17 protein-coding genes are annotated in these 24,884 nt (G+C 64.8%); 8 read left to right on the top strand and 9 right to left on the bottom strand.

Translation table 11 applies throughout. From position 1 onward, the window contains the following. Positions 1-30 precede the first annotated feature (30 nt). From HNR05_RS15350 to HNR05_RS15360, 3 genes are read right to left on the bottom strand one after another with little or no spacing between them, the layout of a single operon-like run. Positions 31-858, bottom strand: coding sequence for a heme ABC transporter ATP-binding protein (locus tag HNR05_RS15350; RefSeq protein WP_179579933.1), 828 nt, complete (start codon positions 856-858; stop codon positions 31-33). Beyond that, positions 858-1,919, bottom strand: a complete 1,062-nt coding sequence (locus HNR05_RS15355) for a FecCD family ABC transporter permease (protein WP_343062625.1) — start codon at positions 1,917-1,919, stop codon at positions 858-860. Before HNR05_RS15355 ends, HNR05_RS15350 begins: the two co-directional genes overlap by 1 nt. Next, positions 1,916-3,049 (bottom strand): ABC transporter substrate-binding protein, encoded by a 1,134-nt coding sequence (locus HNR05_RS15360; protein ID WP_179579934.1) that lies wholly within the window; start codon positions 3,047-3,049, stop codon positions 1,916-1,918. Before HNR05_RS15360 ends, HNR05_RS15355 begins: the two co-directional genes overlap by 4 nt. 205 nt (positions 3,050-3,254) lie before the next feature. Between HNR05_RS15360 and HNR05_RS15365 the strand changes: the two genes are divergently transcribed. The 4 genes from HNR05_RS15365 (at position 3,255) to purM (ending at position 10,287) form a co-directional block, all read left to right on the top strand. Further along, positions 3,255-7,040 (top strand): HtaA domain-containing protein, encoded by a 3,786-nt coding sequence (locus HNR05_RS15365; protein ID WP_179579935.1) that lies wholly within the window; start codon positions 3,255-3,257, stop codon positions 7,038-7,040. Between the two features lie 125 nt (positions 7,041-7,165). After that, positions 7,166-7,576: a hypothetical protein gene (locus tag HNR05_RS15370; protein WP_179579936.1), complete on the top strand. Its 411-nt coding sequence runs from the start codon at positions 7,166-7,168 to the stop codon at positions 7,574-7,576. Positions 7,577-7,588: 12 nt separating this feature from the next. After that, positions 7,589-9,187, top strand: a complete 1,599-nt coding sequence (gene purF, locus HNR05_RS15375) for an amidophosphoribosyltransferase (RefSeq protein ID WP_343062626.1) — start codon at positions 7,589-7,591, stop codon at positions 9,185-9,187. Beyond that, a complete protein-coding gene (gene purM / locus HNR05_RS15380) occupies positions 9,184-10,287 on the top strand; it encodes a phosphoribosylformylglycinamidine cyclo-ligase (RefSeq protein ID WP_179579937.1) in 1,104 nt (367 codons plus the stop codon). Before purF ends, purM begins: the two co-directional genes overlap by 4 nt. Positions 10,288-10,467: 180 nt before the next feature. On the opposite strand, the gene HNR05_RS15385 is transcribed toward purM, so the two are convergent. Then, on the bottom strand, positions 10,468-10,692 hold the full coding sequence (locus HNR05_RS15385; RefSeq protein ID WP_179579938.1) for a DUF3073 domain-containing protein: 225 nt from the start codon (positions 10,690-10,692) through the stop codon (positions 10,468-10,470). A 149-nt stretch (positions 10,693-10,841) separates the two neighbouring features. Here HNR05_RS15385 and HNR05_RS15390 point away from each other — a divergent pair, with 149 nt between their 5' ends. Both HNR05_RS15390 and HNR05_RS15395 read left to right on the top strand, forming a co-directional pair. Beyond that, positions 10,842-11,942 (top strand): FAD-dependent oxidoreductase, encoded by a 1,101-nt coding sequence (locus HNR05_RS15390; RefSeq protein ID WP_343062627.1) that lies wholly within the window; start codon positions 10,842-10,844, stop codon positions 11,940-11,942. Between the two features lie 116 nt (positions 11,943-12,058). Next, positions 12,059-12,385 (top strand): hypothetical protein, encoded by a 327-nt coding sequence (locus tag HNR05_RS15395; RefSeq protein ID WP_179579939.1) that lies wholly within the window; start codon positions 12,059-12,061, stop codon positions 12,383-12,385. A 24-nt stretch (positions 12,386-12,409) separates the two neighbouring features. Here the strand turns inward: HNR05_RS15395 and HNR05_RS15400 are convergent, their stop codons facing one another. Beyond that, positions 12,410-14,554 (bottom strand): APC family permease, encoded by a 2,145-nt coding sequence (locus HNR05_RS15400; RefSeq protein ID WP_343062628.1) that lies wholly within the window; start codon positions 14,552-14,554, stop codon positions 12,410-12,412. 64 nt (positions 14,555-14,618) lie between these two features. Further along, positions 14,619-15,101, bottom strand: a complete 483-nt coding sequence (locus HNR05_RS15405) for a MarR family winged helix-turn-helix transcriptional regulator (protein WP_246318421.1) — start codon at positions 15,099-15,101, stop codon at positions 14,619-14,621. 67 nt (positions 15,102-15,168) lie between these two features. Here HNR05_RS15405 and HNR05_RS15410 point away from each other — a divergent pair, with 67 nt between their 5' ends. Continuing rightward, positions 15,169-15,450, top strand: a complete 282-nt coding sequence (locus tag HNR05_RS15410) for a hypothetical protein (RefSeq protein ID WP_179577143.1) — start codon at positions 15,169-15,171, stop codon at positions 15,448-15,450. 119 nt (positions 15,451-15,569) lie between these two features. Here HNR05_RS15410 and fgd read toward each other — a convergent pair whose 3' ends face one another. From fgd to HNR05_RS15425, 3 genes are all read right to left on the bottom strand, one after another. Continuing rightward, on the bottom strand, positions 15,570-16,574 hold the full coding sequence (fgd, locus tag HNR05_RS15415; protein WP_179579941.1) for a glucose-6-phosphate dehydrogenase (coenzyme-F420): 1,005 nt from the start codon (positions 16,572-16,574) through the stop codon (positions 15,570-15,572). A gap of 112 nt (positions 16,575-16,686) precedes the next feature. Continuing rightward, positions 16,687-17,292 (bottom strand): PadR family transcriptional regulator, encoded by a 606-nt coding sequence (locus HNR05_RS15420; RefSeq protein WP_179579942.1) that lies wholly within the window; start codon positions 17,290-17,292, stop codon positions 16,687-16,689. Further along, the gene (locus HNR05_RS15425; protein WP_179579943.1) at positions 17,289-18,119 is read right to left on the bottom strand and encodes a DUF4097 family beta strand repeat-containing protein; all 831 of its coding nucleotides are present in this window, start codon (positions 18,117-18,119) and stop codon (positions 17,289-17,291) included. Before HNR05_RS15425 ends, HNR05_RS15420 begins: the two co-directional genes overlap by 4 nt. Positions 18,120-18,579: 460 nt before the next feature. Between HNR05_RS15425 and HNR05_RS15430 the strand changes: the two genes are divergently transcribed. Then, the gene (locus HNR05_RS15430; RefSeq protein WP_246318422.1) at positions 18,580-24,822 is read left to right on the top strand and encodes a ThuA domain-containing protein; all 6,243 of its coding nucleotides are present in this window, start codon (positions 18,580-18,582) and stop codon (positions 24,820-24,822) included. Positions 24,823-24,884 lie beyond the last annotated feature (62 nt).

Genomic DNA, 24,884 nt, shown 5'->3' on the forward strand with positions numbered 1-24,884 from the left:
CCAGGCCGGCAGTGCGGTGAGGCATCGGTATCAGCCGAGCTGGCGCACCGGCAGAATGATTGGCACGTCGGTGAGCGGATGCCGGATCACTTCGACCGGATGCCGATAGACGGCGCTGACGCGCTCGGCCGTGAGCACGTCGCCGGGGGTACCGCTGGCCACGACGCGCCCCCGCTCGAGCAGCGTGATCCGGTCGGACCAGGCCGCCGCCAGTGACAGATCGTGAAGGACGACCACGACAGCGTCGCCGGCCCTGGCCCGCTCGCGGGCGAGCTGCAGCACGGCTTCCTGATGGCCGAGGTCGAGGGCCGCCGTCGGTTCGTCGAGCAGCAGGATGCCGGTGCGCTGCGCAAGCACCCGGGCGAATGCGGCCCGAGCGCGCTCGCCGCCGGACAGAGTCGGCAGTCGGCGTTCTGCCAGATGCTCGATGTCGGTGGCCGTGAGTGCAGCGGCGACGGCGGCGTCATCCTCGTCTTCCTGGGCCGTGCGCGCCCAGGGTGCCCGGCCCATTTCGACGACCTGACGCACCGTGAACGGGAAGAACACTGAGTGGTCCTGCAACAGCACCGCACGTTCACGGGCCAGCGCGCGCAACTGCCACTCCGCCAAGGGGCGGCCGGCGATCCGCACGGCACCGGCTGTGGTGGCCTGGTCGCCTGCAATCACGGCGAGCAGCGTCGACTTGCCGGCGCCGTTCGGGCCGATCAGTGCGTGCACCTCGCCCGGCTGAGCGACGAAGTCGACCTCGTCGAGGATGCGCTGAGAGTCGATGTCGACGCAGACGCCGGTCGTGCAGATGGCGGGTTCGTGCGTTGGCACGGCATCCGCGTGGGGGGTCAGCGCGTGTGCGGTGTGCATCAGGCCCACCCTCCTTCGCGGCGGCGGGTGCGTCGCAGCAGCCAGAAGAAGAACGGACCGCCCACGAGCGAGGTGAGCATTCCGATCGGCAGATCGGCCATCGGCACGGCGGTGCGAGCGACCAGGTCGGCGGTGACGAGCAGCAGGGCGCCACCGATCGCGCTCGCTGTGAGCAGCGGCAGGTGGGCCGGGCCGATGATCATGCGCATGAGGTGCGGCACCACCAAACCGACGAAGCCGATGATGCCCGCGAACGAGACGGCCGCGCAGACCAGCAGGGCGACGACGACGATGATGATGATGCGCACGAGCTCGACGTTGACGCCGAGGTGGCGCGCGCTGCGCTCGCCGAGGGCGAAGAGGTCGAGGGTGCGGGCCAGCAAAAAGGCGACGATGAGGCCGACGACGATGAGCGGCAGCACCACGCCGACCTGTTCCCAGCGGGATCCGTTCAAACTGCCCAGCTGCCAGAAAATGATCTGTTCGCGGGCGCTGGTGTCGCCGAGAAAGGTGAGTAGGGCGAGCCCGGCGCCGGCGACGGCATTCACGGCGATGCCGGTGAGTACGAGCGTGACGATCTCGGTGCGGCCGTTCGAGCGGCTCGAGAGATAGATCACCAGGGTGGTGATGAGACCGGCGGCGAAGGCGGTGACGGCGATCGTCCATTCGCCGAGGAACGTCCAGCCGAGCACGATGCTGAGGGAGGCCCCGAGCGCGGCTCCTGACGAGACACCGACAACGCTCGGTTCGGCCAGCGGGTTGCCGAAGATCGCCTGCATGAGTGTGCCCGCCGAGGCGAGGGCCGCACCGATCAGCAGCGCCATCACAATGCGGGGAAAACGGATTGTCCAGAGTGTGGCGTCGGTCATCGCCGTGTCAGCGCCGCCGCCGGAGTCGAAGCCAAGCGCGCGGCCGATCGAGGCGAGCACGCCGCCGGGGGTGATCGCGACCTGACCGCTGCCGGCCGAGACGAGCACCATCAGGACCAGTGCGACGCTGAGGCCGGTGAAGAGGAGGGCGCGGCGGGTGGCGGAGGCCGCAGCTGTGCGATCGAGCGTCACGACGCATCCGGCGCGTAAATCGCGCGGGCCAACGAATCGAGCACTTCGGAGGTGCGCGGACCGAACGCGAGAATCGCGTCGTCACGCATATCGACGATGCGTCGGTGCTGCCCAGCGGGGGTGGCCTGCAACGCCGGAATGGTGTCGAGCAGGCCGTCGACCCCGCCCACCGATTTGAGACCGTTCGTCATCACGAGCAGCACGTCGGGTGCCGTAGCGACGAGGGCTTCCGCCGTCAAGGGCTTCATGCCCTGCCAGCCAAACTCCGACGCCACGTCGATGCCGCCGAGACTGTCGATCAGTGAATCGGCTCCGGATTCGGCACCGAAGATGTAGTAAATGCTTGACGCTCCGCGCATATAGAGGAACAGGATACGCGGGCGATCCGCGGGGTTCTGTGGGGCGAGAGCGGCGATCGACGCGATTGTCGCATCCGTCTCGCTGGTCAGTCGCTCGGTGAGTGCGGTGCCCGCGGCTGGAACGCCAAGCGCGGTGGCGACCTGGCCGATGAGAACCGCGTTGTCGCTGAGGCTGCGGTCGGCCGTGACGACGACGATCGGAATCCCGACCTCACGCAGCTGGGCGAGCACGTCGCGGGAGCCGACGGTGCGGTCGGTCAGGATCACTGTGGGGGCAAGGGCGATCACCGCTTCGGCGGCCAGCTCATGGCCGTTTTGGGTGATCAACGGCAGATCGGCAGCGCCGGGAAACTCGGTGGAGCTGTCCCTGGCGATCACGCGGTCGCCGAGGCCGAGGGCGAAGACCGTTGCGGCGAGGGTGCCGGAGCGGTCGACGGCGATGATGCGGTCGGCGTTCGTCACGGTGACCGTCAGGCCGTCATTGTCGGTGACCGTCACGGGGAGGGCGGGCGTCGGGGTGCCGGCGATGGGCTCGATGGCCTGCGACGACAGGCAGGCCGTCGATTCGCCGGTCAGGGTGGCGGGCGAGGCGGCGGCGACGAGTTCGGTGAGTGGAACGTCGGCTCCGGGGCACTGCGCCGCGGCGGTGTCAGGGGTGGCCGTAGCGCCGGTCACCGGGTCGGTTGTCGCCGCGCAGCCGGCGGCGGAAGAGACGACGACGAGGGCAAGGATGGCGCTGGTCAGGCGACGGCGCGAGGGAGAGAGGGGCACAATTATTTAGGATAGCCTATCCTCAGCTTGACAGCATCTTCACGCGCCCTCTACGGTTAGCTTAGCCTCACCTAAGCGGGTGAAGTTTCCCCCCCTCTGGTTCTCACACTGCGCTCGTCGCTCATCCTCGCTCATCGTCGGAATTCGTTCCGTTGGCGCGCCCGGCGGCGTGTGCACAGATCACCACGTCTGGAGTTCTCGTTCCATGATTCACGCCTCCCCGCCGGCAAGCCGGTTCCGAACACTTCTGGCGACAGTGGTCGTCTCGCTTCTGGTCGGTGGTGCGTCTGTTGTCACCGCGATGCCGGCGCTCGCCGATGAACCGGTGGGCGGTCCCGCCGTGACGGTGACCGAGGTTCCCGCGGGGGGCGGCACCGTCACAGTCACCGGTAGCGGCTTCGCTGTGCCCGCACCGGGAATCTATCTGTCTCTCGGCCCCGTCGGACTGGCCGGCTTCTACGCTGGGTCCGCTTCGCTGATCGGCGAAACGGCAGTGATCGTGCCGGCGGCGGATGGCACGTTCTCCCAGACGATGACGGTTCCTGCATCACAGGACGGCGGCTACGCCTTCTATACCTCGCGCGCGCACGGCGCCGGTCTCAGCGATCCAAGCATGAACACCGCCACGACGGTGACGTTCGCGGCCGCGCCTGATCCTGAACCGACGGATGAACCGACGGCTGAACCGACGGCTGAACCGACGGCTGAACCGACGGCGGCTCCTGCTCCGGTTCCGACGGTGTCGGTGACGAAGTCGACGGGTTTGAATGCTGCGGGCGAGACGATCACGGTCACTGGTGCCGGGTTCGTGCCGTCGGCTCCGGCCACGGATGGTACTCGTCCGCCGTTGCAGGGTGCGTTCGCTGGGACGTATGTGGCGTTTGGTAAGTTCGCGGATGTCTGGCAGCCGTCGGTTGAGGCGGATGGTGCGGCGCGGGCGACGGATGCGGCCAACACGAAGTGGGCTGTTCCGGCCGAGAGTATGACGCTTCCCGGCATGGCGGGGCGGTCGATCGAGTTGAAGGCTGATGGTAGCTTCGCGATCACGATGACCGTGAAGAAGGGCTTCGATAAGGAGCCGGCGACGGGTAACTACGGCATTTACACGTATTCCGGTGGTGGTGCGAAGTACGCCGGTTTCGAGACTATGACTCCGATCGCGTTTGCGGCTCCTGCTCCGGTTCCGACGGTGTCGGTGACGAAGTCGACGGGTTTGAATGCTGCGGGCGAGACGATCACGGTCACTGGTGCCGGGTTCGTGCCGTCGGCTCCGGCCACGGATGGTACTCGTCCGCCGTTGCAGGGTGCGTTCGCTGGGACGTATGTGGCGTTTGGTAAGTTCGCGGATGTCTGGCAGCCGTCGGTTGAGGCGGATGGTGCGGCGCGGGCGACGGATGCGGCCAACACGAAGTGGGCTGTTCCGGCCGAGAGTATGACGCTTCCCGGCATGGCGGGGCGGTCGATCGAGTTGAAGGCTGATGGTAGCTTCGCGATCACGATGACCGTGAAGAAGGGCTTCGATAAGGAGCCGGCGACGGGTAACTACGGCATTTACACGTATTCCGGTGGTGGTGCGAAGTACGCCGGTTTCGAGACTATGACTCCGATCGCGTTTGCGGCTCCTGCTCCGGTTCCGACGGTGTCGGTGACGAAGTCGACGGGTTTGAATGCTGCGGGCGAGACGATCACGGTCACTGGTGCCGGGTTCGTGCCGTCGGCTCCGGCCACGGATGGTACTCGTCCGCCGTTGCAGGGTGCGTTCGCTGGGACGTATGTGGCGTTTGGTAAGTTCGCGGATGTCTGGCAGCCGTCGGTTGAGGCGGATGGTGCGGCGCGGGCGACGGATGCGGCCAACACGAAGTGGGCTGTTCCGGCCGAGAGTATGACGCTTCCCGGCATGGCGGGGCGGTCGATCGAGTTGAAGGCTGATGGTAGCTTCGCGATCACGATGACCGTGAAGAAGGGCTTCGATAAGGAGCCGGCGACGGGTAACTACGGCATTTACACGTATTCCGGTGGTGGTGCGAAGTACGCCGGTTTCGAGACTATGACTCCGATCGCGTTTGCGGCTTCCGACCCGAATCCCCCGGTCGCCGAAACCGGTTCGCTCAACTGGGGTGTGAGCAAGTCGTTCCGTGACTATGTCACTGGGCCGATTGCGCACGGCCGCATCGTCGTCTCCGGCAGTGCAACCGCCGTAAACGGCAGTTTCAGCTTCGCGCAGTCCGGTGGAACGTTCGACCCGTCAACCGGCACCGGCGCCGCGCTCTACTCGGGGACCATGCGATTCATCGGCCATGACGGTGCTCTTGACCTCTCGTTTGCGAACCCGATGATTCGTTTCGACTCCGCTACGAAGGCCACCCTCATCGTCTTCATCAACGGAGTGTCCGTCGAGTACGCCACGATCGACCTCACTCCGAAGAGCCAGGTGCTTCGCGCCGCGGCAACAGCAACGACCAACGTCTTCCGCCTCGAGAACGCCAAGGTCGTCCTGACGGCCGCCGGGTCCGCGGCCATGGACGGCTTCTACCCGGCCGGCACCGTGCTCGACTCGATGGACCTCACCGTCGGTGCCCCGAGCGTCAAGCCCGACCCGACCCCGAAGCCTGACCCAACCCCGAAGCCCGATCCCATGCCGGTCCCGCCGACGACTCCGACCACGGGTAACGGCGGCAACCAGCCGCAGCTGCAGAGCGGGTCGCTCACATGGGGCGTCAGTTCGGCCTTCCGCAACTACATCACCGGTACTATCGCTCACGGCAGCATCTCGGTCTCGGGCGGAGCCACCTCCGGTGACGAGGCCTACCGGTTCGGTCAGTCCGGCGGCAGCTACAACGCTGCAGCGCAGACGGGCGAGGGAAACTACGCGGGAGCAGTGCGGTTCACCGGTCACGGTGGCGTGCTCGACCTCACCTTCGCGAACCCCACGGTGCGCATCGATTCACCGGCAGCGGCCACCTTGGTCGTCTCGGTCAACGGCAGCCGCACCGACCTCGGTCGTGTCGACATTGCCGGCAATGGCGCGCTGCGCGACGGCGCATTCACCGTGACGGATGCCGCGGTCACCGTGACCGCAGCCGGCGCGACCGCCTTCAACGGCTTCTACAGCGCCGGGGCGGCGCTTTCGCCGCTGAGCTTCACGATCGGCGCCAACGGAGCCGCCCCGGCCGGTTCGACGGGAACCGTGTCGACGGCGTCCTTCGTCGGACCCAAGCCCGCCGTCGAACAGCCGGCCGTTTCGGCCGCCGCCGGGTGCACGGTCTCGGCCGCCACCCTGGACTGGGGCTTCAAGGAAGGCTTCCGCAGCTACCTGACAAGCGCCATTGCGAATGGCGACTGGGAGCTCGGTGCCGGAACGACCTACGCCAACGGTGCCTTCTCCTGGACCGGCGGAACCGGAACCTACGACGCACAAGCCGAGACTGGTCTCGTCAGCTTCGTCGGCGACATCCGTTTCACCGGCCATGAGGGCATTCTTGACACGAAGATCGCCAACCCGCGCATCGAGTTCGTCGATGCGGCGACCGCCTACCTCGTGTTCGATGTGACGGGCAACACCCAGATGGGTGAGGCAGTGAACGCCGCCGACGTGCGCTTCGTGCAGCTCGACCTGGCGGCAGCACCGCCGATGATCGCCGATGGTGCAGGCACCGAATCGACCCAGACCGTCACGCTCACGGCTGTGCCGACGACGCTGACAGATGCCGGTGTCGCAGCATTCGGAACCTACCCCGCTGGCGAGGAGTTCGACCCGGTCTCGGCGACGTTTGAGCTGGATTCCGCCTGTGCACAGGCGCTCGCTGTTCCGACGAGCGACATGCAGGTCGAGGCGAAGGCCGGAACAACTGCGGTCGACCCGGCGTCGTCGACCAGCCCGATGTCGTGGATTCTCTGGGCGGTCATCGGCGTACTGCTCGCCGTCGTGCTCGTGCTCCTGGTGTTGCTGCGCCGTCGCGCGGTTGCGTCACGCGCGGTCGCTTCGAACTAGTACGGCTCACACTCACGCGAGATCGGAGTTGTTGTCGTTATGAATGCCTCATAACGACAACGACTCCGATCTCGCGCGTTAAGGATTGCGAGAATCCTCGCGTGCACGCATGCGACAATAGAGGAGTGAGTTCTGCAGAACAGCCAGCACCGACCGACCGTCCCGATCAGCCAGTGAATTCGGCGCAATCCGCCGACGAAACGGTGATCTCCCACACCACAGTGGTGGTGCACCGTTCCCCGCGCTACGTCAACTTCATGATTCTGGGCGCCATCCTCGGCGCGGTCCTCGCCCTCATTCTCACGGTGGCTTTCCCCGACAACCCCGACTTCGGCAAGGCCCAGGTCTTCGGTTTCCTGCTTCTGGCTGGTGTCGCATTCGGTGTGGCCATTGGTTCACTCGTCGCGCTGGTCATCGACCGTCTCATTCGATCGCGCACCGTCGGCGTCGATAGACTGGCCGCGAAAGAATCACCGGCCGACTCGGCTACGGATGTCGTCACAGGCACCCACTCGTCCAACGAAAATTCAGAGTAAAGGGGCTGCGGCGTGCCCGGTGGCGATGGACTTCTCAGTCATGATCTTCTGCACGGGGAGAAGGGGCCCCAGGATGCCTGCGGCGTTTTCGGCGTCTGGGCTCCGGGCGAGGAGGTAGCCAAGCTCAGCTACTTCGGTCTCTACGCACTGCAGCACCGCGGACAGGAATCTGCCGGAATCGCCACGAGCGATGGCAGCAAGATCCTCATCTACAAAGACATGGGCCTGGTGTCGCAGGTCTTCAATGAGGCCGCGCTCAGCACTCTGCTCGGCCACATCGCCGTGGGCCACACGCGCTACTCCACGACAGGGTCGTCGAGCTGGCAGAATGCGCAGCCGACGCTCGGGAGCACCGCGAACGGAACTGTTGCGCTCGGCCACAACGGCAACCTCACCAACACGGCCGAGCTGATGCAACTCGTGCACGACCGGTACCCCGAGGCCGACGGTGAGTTGCGCCGTGGCAACACCACCGATACCGCCGTGGTCACTGCGTTGCTCACCGGTGACACCGCGCACACGCTCGAACAGACGGCCCTTGAGGTGCTGCCGCGCCTGCGCGGCGCCTTCTGCCTCGTCTTCATGGACGAGACCACGCTCTATGCCGCCCGCGATCCCCAGGGCGTGCGCCCACTCGTTCTCGGCCGCCTGGACCGGGGCTGGGTCGTCGCCTCCGAAACCGCCGCCCTCGACATCGTCGGCGCGAGCTTCGTGCGCGAGGTCGAACCGGGTGAGCTCGTCACGATCGACGAGGATGGCCTGCGCACCCAGCGTTTCGCTCAGCCCGACCCCAAGGGTTGCGTGTTCGAATACGTCTATCTGGCCCGGCCAGACACCACCATTGCCGGACGAGGCGTGCACGAAGCCCGCGTCGAGATGGGCCGCAAGCTCGCCGCCGAGCATCCGGTCGAAGCCGATCTCGTCATTCCGACCCCCGAGTCGGGAACGCCAGCGGCGATCGGTTACGCGCAGGCCTCCGGGATCCCTTTCGGACAGGGCCTGGTCAAGAACTCCTACGTCGGACGTACGTTCATTCAGCCCTCGCAGACCATTCGCCAGCGCGGCATCAAGCTCAAGCTGAACCCGCTCAAAGAGGTCATCAAGGGCAAGCGTCTGATCGTCGTCGACGACTCGATTGTGCGCGGCAACACGCAGCGCGCCCTCGTCAGCATGTTGCGTGAGGCCGGCGCCGCCGAGGTGCACGTGCGGATCTCGAGCCCGCCCATCACCTGGCCCTGTTTTTACGGGATCGACTTCGCCACCCGCGCCGAACTAATCGCCACCGGCCTCGGCGTCGACGAGGTGCGCCAGTCGATCGGTGCCGATTCTCTCGGGTACCTCTCCGAAGACGGCATGATCGCCTCGACCCACCAGCCGCGCGAGCGCCTGTGCACCGCCTGCTTCACGGGTGTGTACCCGATTCCGCTGCCCGACTCGCAGCACCTCGGCAAGAACCTCCTCGAACGTCAACCGGCATCGAACGGATGCGACCCCGGCCCCGACGCCGAGTTCGAATCCACGCTCGAGTCGGAGCCAACTGCAGCCCCCGAGCGAACGGATGCCGCGCATCCCGTATCGCTTCCCCTCGGAGACCCAGGAAGACAAGAATGAGCAACGCTTCATACGCCGCAGCCGGAGTCGACACCACGGCCGGTGACCTCGCCGTCGAATTGATGAAGGCGGCGGTCAGCCGCACACACGGACCCGAGGTGCAGGGCGGCTTCGGCGGTTTCGCCGGCCTCTACGACGTGTCGTTCCTGACTGCGTTCAAGCGTCCCTTGCTGGCGACCTCCACCGACGGCGTCGGCACAAAGGTCGCAATCGCCCAAGCCATCGACAAGCACGACACCATCGGCCAAGATCTGGTCGGCATGGTCGTCGACGACATCATCGTGGTGGGCGCTCGCCCGCTGTTCATGACTGATTACATCGCCTGTGGCAAAGTCGTTCCCGAGCGCATCGCCTCGATCGTGGCCGGCATCGCCACGGCCTGTGCAGCCACAGGCACCGCCCTCGTCGGCGGAGAGACCGCGGAACACCCGGGGCTGCTCGGCCCCGACGACTATGACGTGGCCGGTGCGGCCACCGGCGTGGTCGAGGCCGAACAGGTGCTCGGCGCCGAGCGCGTGCGGCACGGTGATGTCGTCATCGCAATGGCTTCGTCGGGCCTGCACTCCAACGGCTACTCGCTCGTGCGCCACATTCTGGCCCAGCGCGGTATTGCCTTCACCGACACGTCGGCGGAACTCGGCGGCAACGTCGGCGAAGCGCTGCTCGTGCCCACCCGCCTCTACACGGCACCGCTGCTTGGCATCCTCACCGATCCGAGCCTGGCCGGTGCGGTGCACTCGCTCAGCCACGTGACCGGCGGTGGCATCGCTGCCAACCTGGCTCGCGTGCTGCCGCTTGGCTCCTGGGTAGAGGTCGAGCGTTCCACCTGGTCGCCGCCCGGTGTCTTCCGCGTGCTCAGCGACATGGCCGGGTCGACGCTGGAAAGCTCGGAAGGCACCTGGAATCTCGGCATCGGCATGTTCGCCGTGGTCGCCGCGGATGCCGCCCCCGCCGTGATCGCGCGGCTTGAGGCCGACGGCATCCCGTCCTGGGTCGCCGGCCGTGTGTCGACCGAGACCCGCGACTTTGCCGGGTTCGAGCAGGGCGCCAAGGGCGTCAACGGCGGCGCGGTGCGCCTCACCGGTTCTTACCTGAGCTAATCGAACGCAGCCGGAACTCACGGAACCCAGTCGGAGCTCACCGCACTCAGACGGATGCCGCGGGCCACTGGCACCGCGGCATCCGTGCCGGAGAGAAAGCGCGGGCACCCAGAATCACCAATAACGCCGAGCGCCGCTGTGTGAGCAGCGATACTCGGCGTGAATGGTGATCGTCGCCGGTCAGGCGCGCTTTTGCTCGTCTTCAGGAGCGTAGTGGTCGACGTAGTCCGAGGACTCGGTCGGCTCATACTCCGGCCATTTGGCCAGATCTTCGTCGAGCCGCGGGTCAGCGGCAGGATGCCCGGTGAGTTCGCGCTCGAGCGCGTTGTAGTTGGTGTCCGGGCTGAAATACTTCAGCTCGCGAGCCACCTTGGTGTGCTTTGCTTTTTGACGGCCGCGCCCCATGCGAGACCCCCTTACGATGCCAGGCCAAGTCTGCCAAAGCCACTTGGGATTTACCGAACGGATTGTATGAAAACTAACCGCTAGTTTAGCATGATGGGCCGCGCGCGCTGCCGCTGCGGTTCCCGATCGAAAATACAGGAGGCGAAACGGTGACGAGTAGCGAAACCGTGCCCGTTGTCATCATCGGTGCCGGACAGGCCGGACTCTCTGTTGCTTACTATTTGCGCCGGTTCGAGTTGGTTGCGGGCCGCGATTTCGTCATTCTTGACCGCGGGCCGGATGCCGGCGGCGCCTGGCAACATCGGTGGGAATCCCTGCGGCTTGGCACCGCTCACCGGGTGAACGACCTCCCGGGTCTGGCCGAACTGGGGCTGAGCTTCGCGACAGCAGACCGCGCCCGGGCGGCCCGTGACATCGTCGCCGATTACTACAGCCGGTATGAAGAACACTTCGAATTGAATGTGCATCGGCCTGAGACCGTGTTGCGCGTGTTCAACCGCAGCGCAGACCTCGTCGTGACATCGAGCCGACCTGGTCGGGCCGGGGAGCCTGCCGAGGAACGCGAAACCGTCGCCCAGCTGCTGGTCAACGCCACCGGAACCTGGGGTGCTCCGTTCATTCCCTACTACCCGGGAGCGCATACCTTTGCGGGGCGGCAGGTGCACACCGCGGGGTTCAGCTCGGCGGAAGAGTTCAGGGGTCAACGGGTTCTGGTGGTCGGCGGCGGAACCTCGGCCATCGGATTTCTGCTCGAGCTCGAGGGTGTCGCGGCTGAACTCGTGTGGGCGGCCCGGCGCCCGATCGACTGGGTGCACGGCGAAGAACTCGACCTGGAGGGGGCATCGGCCGCCGTGGCGGCGCAAGATGAGGCGGCGCGCAGCGGACGGGCCTTGCCGAGCATCGTCAGCGGCACCGGAGTGCCGGTCAGCCGACGGATCTCAGCGGGAATCGAGCGGGGGCTTCTCGTGGCCCGGCCGATGTTTGCGGCGATCGAGCCTGACGGCGTGCGGTGGGATGACGGCAGTTTCACCGCCGTCGACACGATCATCTGGGCCTCGGGTTTTCGCGCGGAATTGCGGCACCTGGCTCCACTCAAGCTGCGTGAGAAGGCCGGCGGACTGACGGTCGGTGCCGGGGCATCCTGGACCGACCCGCGCATCTTTTTGGCCGGTTATGGACCGCAGGCCAGTACCGTCGGCGCAAATCGGGCGGGCCGCATGATTGCCCGTCAGGTCATGGCGTTGCTCTAGCAGCCCCGTTGGTCGGCAGTCCCCGTTCCCGCTGGTCGAGCTGCCCCGTTGGTCGAGCGACCCCGACCCCGTTGGTCGAGCCTGTCGAGACCCTGCGACTCAGTCCGGAGGTGGGCGTGCGTGATCTCGACGAGCTCGATCGGCGGTGGGGTCGAGCGGTCCCGGGCGTTCGAGCGGCCCCGTTGGTCGAGCCTGTCGAGACCTCGTCGTCACCGTTGGTCGAGCGTGTCGAGACCCTGCGACTCAGTCCGGGGGTGGGCGTGCGTGATCTCGACGAGCTCGATCGGCGGTGGGGTCGGGCGGTCCCGGGCGTTCGAGCAGCCCCGTTGGTCGAGCCTGTCGAGACCCTGTCGCTACCGTTGGTCGAGCGTGTCGAGACCCTGCGACTCAGTCCGGAGGTGGGCGTGCGTGATCTCGACGAGGTCGATCGGCGGTGGGGTTGAGCGGTCCCGTGAGTCCCGCGGCCCCTACTTCCGTTTGCGCCTGCGGGACGCCGCCGGGCGGGACCGCGGGGGTGGGCCACCGATCAGTGCCGGGTTCTTCTTGGCGGCTGCAGCTGCGGCCGCCTCGGCTGCCTTGGCCGCCGGTGTGAGTGGCTTGCGTTGGATGGGACGCGGACGCACGGGCTCGCCGCGCCGCGATTCCCCGGGAATCGGCCGTGATCGACGCCCGTAGATCAGTTCCGACGAGTCAAGCAGCCACGGAACGAGCGCAATCGTGACTCCGTGCACGAGCATCAGCTTCTGACGAATGCGCCGGGCCTTGTGGTTGTGCAGCAGGTTCTCCCACCAGTGCCCGACGATATAGATGGGCGTGTACACCGTGATCACCTCGGAGCCGTGGGCGGCGCGATGCTCCTTGACGTAGTTGATCAGCGGCCAGCTGATGTCGCGGTACGGCGACTGCACGATGCGCAAGCGCACCTGAATGTTCTGCGCGATCCAGTCGTGCTTGAGCTGTTTGGTCTCGTCATCGTCGATCGACACATGGATGGCCTCGAGCGAATCGTGGCGCGCGGCAATCGCGTAATCGAGCGCCTTCAAAACGGGCTTCTGCATCTTGCCGACGAGAACGATGGCGTGGTCACCATTCGCGCCGAACGTGGTCACCGGATCGACTTGAATTTCGGTGGCCACGTCACGGTAGTAGCGGTTCACGCCCAACATGAGCAGGAACAGGATCGGCATGAGAAGGAAGACGAGCCAGGCTCCGTGCGTGAACTTGGTGATCGTGACGACGATGAGCACGACGCCGGTGAGAATCGCACCGAAGCCGTTGATGGAGAGACTGCGAATGATCGCGCCACGGTTCGGCGGATTCGTTTTCAGAAGCGTGAGCCAATGCCGCACCATGCCGGTCTGGCCGAGCGTAAACGATACAAAGACGCCGATGATGTACAGCTGGATCAGCAGCGTCAGGTTGGCCTGGTAGACGATCAGGATGGCGCTGGCGGCAAAAGCCAGCAGCAGCACGCCGTTGGAATAGATCAGACGGTCGCCACGGGTGCTGAGCGACTTGGGTGCGTAGGAGTCCTTTGCCAGAACCGAGCCGAGCAGGGGGAACCCGTTGAACGCGGTGTTGGCCGCCAGCAGCAGCACCGCCGCCGTGGCCGCCTGCAGCACGTAGAACAGGATCGTGTTGTTGCCAAAAGTGGCCGCAGCGAGCTGGGCGATCAGGCTGCGTTGGGGAGAGGATGCGCACTCCGTCCAGCCGATCAGGTCACAGGGGTTCTCGACGTAATGCACCTTCGCGACGAGCGCGAGCGTGATGAGCCCGATGAAGAGCACGATCGCGATGCTGCCCATCAGCACCAGAGTCTTTTGCGCATTGGCAATCTTGGGCCGCTTGAACGCGGGAACACCGTTGGCGATCGCCTCGACACCGGTCAGGGCGCTGCATCCGCTCGCGAACGAACGCAGCAAAAGCAAGATGAACGCCGACTGCGCGAGACTCTGACCCTGCACTGTGAATGCGGCGGATTCGGCAACCGGGGGATCGCCGAGAGCGATGCGCACCACGCCGACGATCACGAGGAGCATTGCGCTGGCGATGAAGAGATAGGTGGGGATGGCGAACGCCGTGCTCGCTTCGCGCACACCGCGCAGGTTCGCTGCGGCCAACGCGATCACGAAGAAGACCGCGAGTTCCACCCGCAGTGAGGCCAACACGGGGAATGCGGAGATGATGTTGTCAACACCGCTCGCGACCGAGACCACGACGGTCATCACATAGTCGACGAGCAGGGCGGATGCGACGATCAAGCCGGCCTTTTCGCCCAGGTTCTTCGAGGCGACTTCGTAGTCGCCACCGCCTGACGGGTAGGCCTTGACCAGCTGCCGGTACGACAGTACGACGGTGAGCATGAGCACGACGACCGCGGCGGCAATCCACGGCGCGAAGCTGAGAAAAGCCAGCCCGCCGAGCGTCAGAATGAGCAGGAGCTCCTGTGGCGCGTAGGCAACGCTCGACAGCGCATCACTCGCGAAAATGGGCAGCGCAAGCCGCTTGCTGAGAAGTTGACCCTCCAGATGTTCGCTCGGGAGGGGGTCGCCGATGATCCACCGCTTAGGAGATCGACTTTCTATCGGCGGGGGATCGACCTGATTTGTCACGAGGGACGACACTACTCTCCCTACACCCCCAGTCAAGCCGAACGGGGCAATGACAGATGAAGCGTTATGAAAGTGCTGTCGCGGAGCCGGGAATCCGTTCCCCTGCCGCGCTCTGAGCGGCGTCGATGACTCGCCACAGTGCGCTGCGCAGCAGGGCCAATTCGTCGAGACTCAGGCCGAGCTGGTCGATGATTCGCGGCGGAATGCTCTCGGCTTCGGCACGCAGGGCGACGCCCGTTTCGGTCAGCGAGATGTCGAGCATCCGTTCGTCAATGCTGCTTCGGGCGCGGCGAACGAGGCCGGCCGCTTCGAGACGTTTCACGAGTGGCGACAGGGTGCCTGGTTCCAGCTGAATGGCGCTCCCGAGGTCTTTGATCGAGCGCGGGCTGTGTTCCCAGAGGGCGAGCATCACGAGGTATTGCGGATGCGTGAGGCCGTACGGCTCGAGAATGGGGCGGTAGATGGCGTTCACGCTCCGTGAGGCGATGGCCAGGGCGAAGCAGACCTGCTCTTCGAGCTGGAGCAGATTGGGCGTCTCCGCAGTCAAGGTCTGTCCGATCCATGCAAGCCGTGCGTGTCTCGCACCTGTCGAAAAGCTTAGTACACTAATGGTTATGGCACGAACTATACCGACACCGGATGCCGGGCGTCCGCATGGCCGCATGACCGCCTGGCTCAACCGCACCCTGTTCCCGTGGATCGGGCCCCCACCGCTCGGGCCGTACACGGACGAACCGGAGGCAGCGGTGGCCGCCGCCCAAGCTCAGTCGGTTTGCCCGATGTGTGGCGAACTCATGTCGCTGCACGAGATCGATCGCTCGGGGGAGCGCACCCAGATCTACCACCCTTCAGCAGAGCAGGCCGCCGAGCGCCGGGCGGCACTCGGTCTCGAGTAGCCGCATCGCGGGTCGAGCCCGCCGTCGTTGGTCGTCGTTGGTCGAGCTTGTCGAGACCTGGCCACGAGATCTCGACAAGCTCGATCAACGCATTCGCTCGATCAACGCATTCGCAGCCGCTAGCCGAGCGCGCGCAGGCGCGGCGCGAGGTCGCGCTCGAAGAGGTCGAGGAAACGCTTTTGGTCGTGACCGGGGGAGTGGAAGACCAGGTGGTTGAGGCCCGCGTCAATGTACTGCGCGACCTGAGCGACGGCGTCCTCAGGGTCTGACGCCACGATCCACCGCTTGGCGACCTGCTCGATCGGCAGGGCATCGGCTGCTGCCTCCATCTCGATCGGATCTTCGATCGAGTGTTTCTGTTCGGCGGTCAACGACAGCGGGGCCCAGAATCGGGTGTTCTCAAGCGCGAGCGCGGGGTCGGTGTCGTAGGAGATCTTGATTTCAATCATGCGGTCGATGTCGGCCAGATTGCGCCCCGCCTGCTCCGCGCCTTCGGCCACGGCCGGAAGAAGCTTCTCGGTATACAGCTCCATTCCCTTGCCCGACGTGCAGATGAAGCCGTCGCCGCTTCGTCCGGCATACCGGGCAACGAAGGGGCCGCCGGCGGCGATATAGACGGGGATTCCATCGTCGGGGCGGTCGTAGATCGATGCGCCGTTGGTCGTGTAGTACTCGCCGTCGAAGTCGACGCGGTCCCGCGACCAGAGTTCACGCATGAGGTCGACGGACTCGCGCAGGCGCGCAAACCGCTCCTTGAACTCGGGCCATTCGCCCTGGAAGCCCGTGGCGATCTCGTTGAGGGCCTCACCCGTGCCGACCCCGAGCATGATGCGCCCCGGGTAGAGGCAGCCCATCGTGGCGAACGCCTGCGCGATGACGGCTGGGTTGTAGCGGAAGGTCGGCGTCATGACCGAGGTGCCGATCTGAATGCGCGAGGTGCGCTCACCCACGGCGGTCATCCAGGCGATCGAGAACGGCGCATGCCCGCCGACGTGGCGCCAGGGTTGAAAGTGGTCGCTGACCGTGACGCTGTCGAAGCCGTGTTCCTCGGCCATCACCCCCAGCTCAACGAGTTCACGCGGCGCGAACTGCTCAGCCGATGCCTTCAAACCCAACTTCAACACGGTGCCTCCACTTAGTACTGTCGATCACTCCAGGCCGATGATTCTGCTCTCACGACACTAGCGAGAAGTGGGCCCTCTGTGCCGTTCTGGCCGCAGGTCATTGCATGCGTGCTCAGGTGAGCGACGCCAGGATGTCGGCCCGCACATCGGCGAGACGGCGGCGCAACTCGGACACGGTGTCGAGCGGCACCTGCGACCGAGCGGCCGCCGTGCGCAGATCGGCGCGCAACTGCTGGCGGAACTCGGTGAGAACCATCTCGGCTTCGCGCAGGGCACGGGTGGAATCGGCGTGCTGCTTCGACTCAGTGCCGTGCTGCTTCGACTCGGAAGCGGCTTGCCGGGCAGCCGAAGCGAGATCGGCCCGCAAGCTCTTCATGGCCGCGTTCACCCCCGAACGCACCTCGTCGGCGAGGCGACGCACCGAATCGGTGACCTCGTTCTCGATTGCATCAAGCTCGCCCTGGCGGGTCGCCAGTTCGGCGCGGCCGGCCTCCGTGATGGAGTAGACGGTCTTGCGGCCGTCTGACGTCTTCGTGACGAGTCCGTCTTCTTCGAGTTTGGCCAGTCGGGGGTAGATCGTGCCGGCGCTCGGGCTGTAGGTGCCGCCGAATCGTTCGCTCAGTGCCTGGATCAGCTCGTAGCCGTGTCGGGGCTGCTCGGCGAGAAGGCTGAGCAGGTAGAGACGCAGGCTGCCGTGGGAGAAGACCGGGGGAGTCATGCCGACGCCTCCGTGCTCGTTTCTGAGGCGCGACGCACGACCGAGATGTCACCGGAGACCGAGTTGGCATTCAGTTCGAGCCACGAGCCCGACAGGTCGCCGTCGGTGCCGGTGTACCCCTTGCCGAGCGTGCCGCGAATGGTGCGGTCGTCGAGCTGGATCGTGCCGGATACCGTGTTGATGCGGTAACGCGCGGCTACCTCGGCGGCGAGCCGCACGGTGAGATTTCCACTGACCGTGTTGGTGCTGATGCGGTCTGGCACTCCCGTGACGTCGAGAAAGACGTTGCCGGCGACGCCGTCGACGCTGAACCGACGGATGCTTCCACTCGCGGTGATCTCGCCCGACACGGTGTGCGCCGAGACGGTTCCGGTGTGGTTGCGCACCGAGAACTCGCCATTTACGCCGTTGAGTTCGAGCCCACCCGTGCAGCCGTCGACCGTCACGTCCCCCGAGACGGTGCTGAGACGGGCGTCGTTGGCGAGGCCCGAGATGAGGGCGTCGGCCGAGACCACGCCGAATTTCAGCGCGACATCCCGCGGCACCATGATGCTTACGTCGGCCTGGGCGCTGCCGCGGAACGAGCTGAACACTTCGATGAAGTTGTCCCAGCGCAATTGGGGGTGATCGATCTCGAGAGTGTCGCCATCCATTTGGATCTTGAGGTCTTTGCCGCTGACACTGTGCACCTCGACCCGGGCGCCGGGTTCATCGTGGCCGATGACGTCGACCTTGCCGGCGATCAGGCTGACCTTGAGCTGGCGCACCAGCGCAACATCAATGATCTTGCTGTGGCCGGGGGCGACCAGCCATTTTTCGAGTGTCATTGCGTTCTCCTTGGCGGGGCATCCGTGGATGCCGACATCACGATCCTGAAATCTGAATAACGCGATATATCGCGTTGTGTTGATTTCACGATATATCGCGTCTTGCGCCGGCGCAAGGGGGCGGGTGGGGAAGGGGTATTCGTGGCTGCCAAACGGACCCAGTCCGCTCACGCAGCCCGTCTCAACGCCGCCTTATTGCTTCCGCAAGTCAGCTTATGGTGGTCTTCAACGCAAGTTTTGCTTGACGACACACGGAACTCGCCATACGATCAACCGATCCCTCAGATCGATTCTGCTCAGCATTGAGGAGGGCTGTCGCGGCAATCCTGCCGATGCGTCCATATATGAAACGTGTCAATTTATCCAGGCAATTCCGGCTTGCGTCGGCTCGGCGCACCGTATCCAAGGAGCACAGACGTTGAACACTGCTGTCCAACACTCTCGGCACTGGAGGACGCGATTGATCGCGACCGCAGCAGCCCTCGGCATGGTCGCTACCGGTGCATTCGCCGCGACGCCCGCGGTAGCGGGGACCTCCCCCGCGGCCGCGGCACTCTCGGCTGCCTCAACTCATCAGATTGCCCCGCTGGCAGCCCCGGAGGTGACTCCCGCCTTTAAGGCTCTCGTCTTCTCGAAGACCGCCGGCTTCCGCCATACGTCGATCGAGGCAGGGACCGCGGCAATCAAGCAGCTGGGGGTCGACAACGGCTTCGACGTTGATTCCACTGAAGACGCGACCGCATTCACCGAGGCCAATCTCGCCCAATACGATGTCGTCATCTGGCTATCGACGACCGGCGACGTTCTCGACGCGACCCAACAAGCCGCGTTCGAGCACTACATTGAAGGCGGCGGAGGCTACGCCGGCATTCACGCGGCAGCCGACACGGAGTATGACTGGCCCTGGTACGCCGACCTGGTCGGGGCTCAGTTCTCAAACCATCCAGCCAATCAGAACGCAACGATCAAAGTCGAAGACCGGGCGCACCCCTCGACGGCTTTCCTCGACCAGACCTGGGACCGCTATGACGAGTGGTACGCCTACCGAGAAAACCCGCGCACCAGCGTGCATGTCTTGGCGAGCGTCGACGAGAAGAGCTACTCGGGGGGAACCATGGGCGTTGATCACCCCATCGCCTGGTGCCAGAACTATGACGGCGGTCGGTCGTGGTACACCGGTGGAGGTCACGTCGATGAAAACTATGCCGACCCGCAATTCCTCGAGCACCTGCTCGGCGGCATCCGAACGGCCTCAGGCGATCTGGCAGCAGACTGTTCCGCCACCGACGAGGGCAGCTTCGACATGGTCGCGTTGGACGACAACACAAGCAACCCGATGATGCTCGATGTCGCTCCGAACGGTGACGTGTTCTACGCGGAGCGTGACGGACGTGTCATGCGGATCGACAGCACGACCACCACCACGTCGACGGCGCTCACCCTGAACGTCTTCACGGCGAACGAAGATGGCTTACAAGGACTGGTTCTCGACCCTGATTTTGCGACGAACAACTGGGTGTACGTCTATTGGTCGCCGGCGAACGTCGAGTCCTACGGACCGCACAACAAGCTCTCGCGGTTCAGCTACGACCCCGCGACGAAATCCATCGTGCCCTCGACAGAGAAATCAATTCTTCGGGTGCCCGTGCAACGCGATAACTGCTGTCATGTCGGCGGAGACATGGTGTTCGACGCCGAGGGCAACCTCATTCTGGTCACCGGCGACAACTCCAACCCGTTCGAGTCGAGCGGTTTCACTCCCATCGATGAGCGCCCGGGGCGCTCCGACTTCGACGCCCAGCGCACGTCGGCCAACACCAATGATCTCCGGGGCAAGGTGCTGCGCATCACGCCGCACGAGGACGGCAGCTACACCGTGCCGGCCGGCAACTTGTTCGACGAAGCGGCCGACAGCACCGATAAGACGAAGCCCGAGATCTACGCCATGGGCTTCCGCAATCCCTTCCGTATCGGCATCGATGAGAAGACCAATGCACTCTTCGTTGCCGACTTTGGCCCCGACGCGGGCAGCGCGAGCAGTTCTCGCGGCCCGGGCGGAACCGTGGAGTGGAACATCATCAAAGAGCCCGGCAACTACGGGTGGCCGTACTGCGCGGGAATCAAGTGCTTCAACGACTACAACTTCGCCAACGAAGTTTCCGGACCGAAATTCAATCCCCAGGCGCTCGTGAACACCAGCCCGAACAACACGGGGCTGACGAACCTGCCGCCGATGGTCGACGCCGACTGGTGGACCGAGAATGGCGCGACGCCGATCTATACCGAGATCGGCGTCAGTGGCGCACCCATGGGCGGGCCGATTTATCACTACGACGAGAATCTCGACTCTGACGTGAAGTGGCCCGAATACTGGGACGGCAAGGTTCTGTTCGGTGAATGGAACCAGGGCAAGATGTACTCGTTCCAACTTGACGAAGCCACATCTAGCACGATCTTCAAGGTCAACCGAGCTCTGCCCGGCATCTTCGATCCAGCCGCTGGCTTCAACCGCATGATGGACTTTGACTTCGGCCCGGATGGTTCGCTCTATGCCATCGACTGGGGTTCGGGTTTCGGCGGAAACAATGCCGACTCGGGAATCTACAAAATCAATTACAACGGTGGAAACCCGGCGCCGATCGCTCATGCAACCGCCGATGTGACAAATGGTCCAGCTCCGCTCACCGTCAAATTCAGTTCTGAAGGAACGCGCCACCCGACAAGCAACAGGATCACGCTGGAGTGGAGTTTCGGCGACGGGAGCCCGGCTGTCACCGAGGCGAATCCGACTCACGTCTACGCGGATAACGGGCAGTACACCGCCCAGCTGACGGTCACCGATGAGGACGACGGGCAGATTTCCGTCGCCAATGTGGTTGTCGTGGTCGGCAACGAGGTGCCCTCGGTCTCGATCGATTTTCCCGATAACGGAGGATTCTTTGAGTGGGGTGATCAGGTTGCCTACTCGGTCACGGTGAACGACCCCGACGGCGCATTCGACTGCGCAAACGTTTCAGTGCATCCGGCCCTCGGCCACGATGCCCACGCGCACCCGATGGAAGCCCTTCAGGGCTGCGAGGGCGTGCTCCAGACCAGTCGCGACGATGGTCATGGCGCCGAAGCGAACATCTTCTGGGTGATCGACGCGCGCTACACGGATGACGGCGGGGCGGCCGGCATTCCGCTGACCGGTTACGCCCTGGGCGTGCTGCAGCCGAAGCGCGTGCAGTCGGAGTTCTTCACCTCAACCGGTCGCATCGGAGGCACGGGCTCCGGCGATGACGGAGTGCGGGTCGAGAGCACGTCCGATGTGCAGGGCGGTGGCAGCAACATTGGCTACGTCGAGCCGAACGACTGGTGGGCACACGAGCCAGTGAGCCTCAAGAACGTCGACTCGATCAGCCTGCGCGCGGCCTCAGGGAATGCGGCCGGTGCGAAACTCTCCGTTCGGTGGGGATCTCCAACCGGCACTGAACTCGGCCAGGTCACGGTGCCGAACACCGGCGACTGGCAGAGGTACGGTGACTTCCCGCTCGATATTCCCTCGAATGCACCGACCGGCTCAGGCGGCCTGTTCTTCGTGCTGCTCAGCGGTGGGATCAACGTGAACTGGCTCACGATCAACGGCAGGGGCGTCACCGACAACGTGCGCCCCGACCTCGCCGTGACCTACGACAAGGTCTCGGGTGGTGCACCCCTCACGGTGGTGGCAACGTCGGTTTCACATGACCCTGACGGTGATTCTGCAAAAATTGTCACCACCTGGAATCAGGGCACGGGGGACGGCTTCATTGTCGGCGCGGCCAGCAACGAACTCGTCTACACCGAACCGGGCACCTACCTGTTGACCGTTCGTGCTACCGACGAGCGTGGCGCGTACGCGGAGAAGAAGCAGACAATCACCGTCATCGATGGCGGTCCGGCCCGGTGTTTCGCTGGTCGTTCGGACGACTTCACGGGCACGACTCTTGATGAGGATCGCTGGGACACCATCATCCGTCGGGACCAGACTCTGGTCGTGAAAGATGGAAACCTGGTGATTCCCGTCTCGAAGACCGACATCAACGGAGCTGCCAACGCCGGGGCCAAAAATATCGTGTTGCAGGACCTGCCAGCCGGAGCGTGGGAAGCCACGACCAAAGTCGCCGTACCCCTGCGGGCGGGCTATCAGCAGGCCGGCCTGATGATTTATGGGGACGATGACAACTACGCAAAGATGGTGATCATTGCCAGAAACGCGGCGGGTGAGTCACCGAACGAGCGCTACTTCCAGTACATCCGGGAAGAGGCCGGCAACTCGAACGAAGGTATCGCCTCGAACACGGGCAGGCTGAGCCCGGACTTCCCGGACACGGCGTACCTGCGTCTGACAAGTGACGGCACCAACCTCACTGCCGCATACTCGGAAGACGGTGTCGCCTTCACCGCTATGCCCGAGACAAAGCAGCTGGCGGGCATCACAAACCCCAAAATCGGTCTCTTCGCTGCAGCCGGAACCGGTTCGAAGCCTGCCGTGATCAACGCTGAGTTCGACTGGTTTACCATCACGCCCGACGACACCGCCGGTTCGGCGGTGCCGAATGACGAGTTCGACGGCACTGGCCTCGACGCATGCCGGTGGACGGTGCTGAACGAAGACCGCGCGGGCTACCGCGTTGCCGACGGGCAGCTCGCCATTGACACGACGCCGACGGATATCTACGAGGCTTCGAATTCAACAGTGCCGAACATCGTCGTGCAGCCGCAGCCTTCACCGGACTGGACTGTCGAGACCAAGGTGGACGCATCAACGTTTGACCGGAAGTATCACCAGGGTGGCCTCATCCTCTATGGGAATGAGGACAACTACGTCAAGCTCACCACGATGGCGTCGAACAACGGCGGAGCTGCACTGACGCGCGTGATCGAACTGCGCAGCGAGAGTGGCGGCGTCATTGCGCAGCCGCAGCCGCAGGCGGCGGTCACGGGCGGCACTTACTGGTTGCGGTTGAGCAAGGTCGGTTCCGTCTTCACTGGTTCGTTCAGTGAAGACGGCGTGACCTGGAGCGTGCTCGACGCGCCGGTCGTCAACTCGGGCTTGAACGCCGCTTCGGTCGGTCTGTTCGCACTCGGTGCAGAGCAGACGAAGGCGACAACGGCGAAGTTCGATCACTTCCGGGTGATCGCCGCTCCCCTTCGCGTGTCGGGCGTTCTCTCGCCTGGTGCGCCGACGGGCACGAACGGTTGGTACACGAACGCTGTGTCGTTGACTGTCGCTGCTGAGGGCGGCACCGGTACCGTCTATCGCGAGTACAAGCTTGATGGTGCTGCCAACTGGTTCGAATACACCTCCCCGGTGATCGTTCAGACCGATGGCGATCACTCCATCGCGTACCGTGCCTCGGCGCAGGGGGCCACGACCGACCCGCAGATGGTGTCGTTCAAGATCGACAGGTTGGCTCCGGTGCCGGTGGCAACCCTGACGGTTGATCCGAGCGACGCAACGTTGCGCACCGTAGCCATCACGGCGACGGATGCGACGAGCGGTGTGGCTTCGATCGAGTACCGCACTGATGGAGGCGACTGGATTGCGTACTCGGCTGTGATTCCGCTCACGGCCAACGCACAGACGGTGACCTACCGAGCGCAGGATGCGGCGGGCAACCTCTCGTCTGAGTCCACGCTCCAGGTTGCTTCAGTGGGCGAGCCGGAAGCGACTGTTCTGACCGTGACGGGCACGCTGTCACCCGCCACGCCGAATGGTGCGAACGGGTGGTATACGAACTCAGTCGATGTCTCGGCGACGGGAACGTCGACGGTTGATGGGGTCGTCACGGTTGAATACTCGACCGACGGCAGCGTGTTCACGACGCTGACCGGCACCGTTACTCTCTCGTCCGAGGGCCCCAATTCAGTGTGGCTGCGTGCGAAGGATTCTGAGGATAACCGGTCGGAGCCGAAGCGGTTTGACGTGAAGATCGACTCTGTCGTTCCGACCGCGACCGCGGCCCTCTCTGATGCACGGGTCATCACTCTGGAAGCGGCTGACGAGACGAGCTCGATTGCTCGCATCGAATACCGACTCTCGACGGATGCGGCCGACGCCTCATGGCGCGTGTATTCGGGCGGCTTCAGCGCCAGCGATGCCGCGATGACGGTGAGTTACCGCGGCGTCGACGCCGCTGGCAACGTCGGTGACACCGGAGTGCTCGCGGTCGATGCTGCTCCTGCTGTGCCGGCCACCCCAGCGCTTGTTGTCGACGACACCACTCTCGTCGTCGGCGGACTCGTGAGAGTGAACGGCACCGGCTTCACGGCCGGAGACGACGTTGAGATCTGGTTCTACTCGGATCCGCAGCTGGTCACCACCGTTACGGTGAATGAGCAGGGCGGCTTCGCGCGCACAATTCAGGTACCCGCGACGGTAAGTCCGGGCACACACCACCTCCGAGCGCTGATCAACGGTGCAGTCGTGGCCTCCAGTGTGGAGATCACAGTCTCGGCGGTTCCGGTCGGTCCGGGCCCCGGCGACGGCGGCGGGAACGGGCCCGGGAATGGCCCCGGATCCGGAAACGGAGCCGGGGGGTCGGCGACCGGCTCGCTCGCCGAAACCGGCGCCGAGGGCTGGCAGAGCCTGATTCCGCTCGCGCTCATTCTGTTGTTCGCCGGACTCGTCGGGGTGGTGATCTCAAAGCATCGCCGCGCGGGTGCCTCCACGAGCTGAACGTTCCCGGCAATAACTGAATAGCGCAGAAACTGGCTTCTCCCCGGGGCCGAGTCGGCCCC

Origin of the sequence: Leifsonia psychrotolerans (assembly GCF_013410665.1) — a bacterium.
GTDB lineage: Bacteria > Actinomycetota > Actinomycetes > Actinomycetales > Microbacteriaceae > Cryobacterium > Cryobacterium psychrotolerans_A.

Excerpts from the sequence above, each read along its gene's own strand:
- HNR05_RS15425 (WP_179579943.1), bottom strand. The coding sequence starts at position 18,119 with ATGACACTCGAAAAATGGCTGGTCGCCCCCGGCCACAGCAAGATCATT.
- HNR05_RS15350 (WP_179579933.1), bottom strand. The coding sequence starts at position 858 with ATGCACACCGCACACGCGCTGACCCCCCACGCGGATGCCGTGCCAACG.
- HNR05_RS15410 (WP_179577143.1), top strand. The coding sequence starts at position 15,169 with ATGGCACGAACTATACCGACACCGGATGCCGGGCGTCCGCATGGCCGC.
- HNR05_RS15420 (WP_179579942.1), bottom strand. The coding sequence starts at position 17,292 with ATGACTCCCCCGGTCTTCTCCCACGGCAGCCTGCGTCTCTACCTGCTC.
- purM (WP_179579937.1), top strand. The coding sequence starts at position 9,184 with ATGAGCAACGCTTCATACGCCGCAGCCGGAGTCGACACCACGGCCGGT.
- HNR05_RS15365 (WP_179579935.1), top strand. The coding sequence starts at position 3,255 with ATGATTCACGCCTCCCCGCCGGCAAGCCGGTTCCGAACACTTCTGGCG.
- HNR05_RS15385 (WP_179579938.1), bottom strand. The coding sequence starts at position 10,692 with ATGGGGCGCGGCCGTCAAAAAGCAAAGCACACCAAGGTGGCTCGCGAG.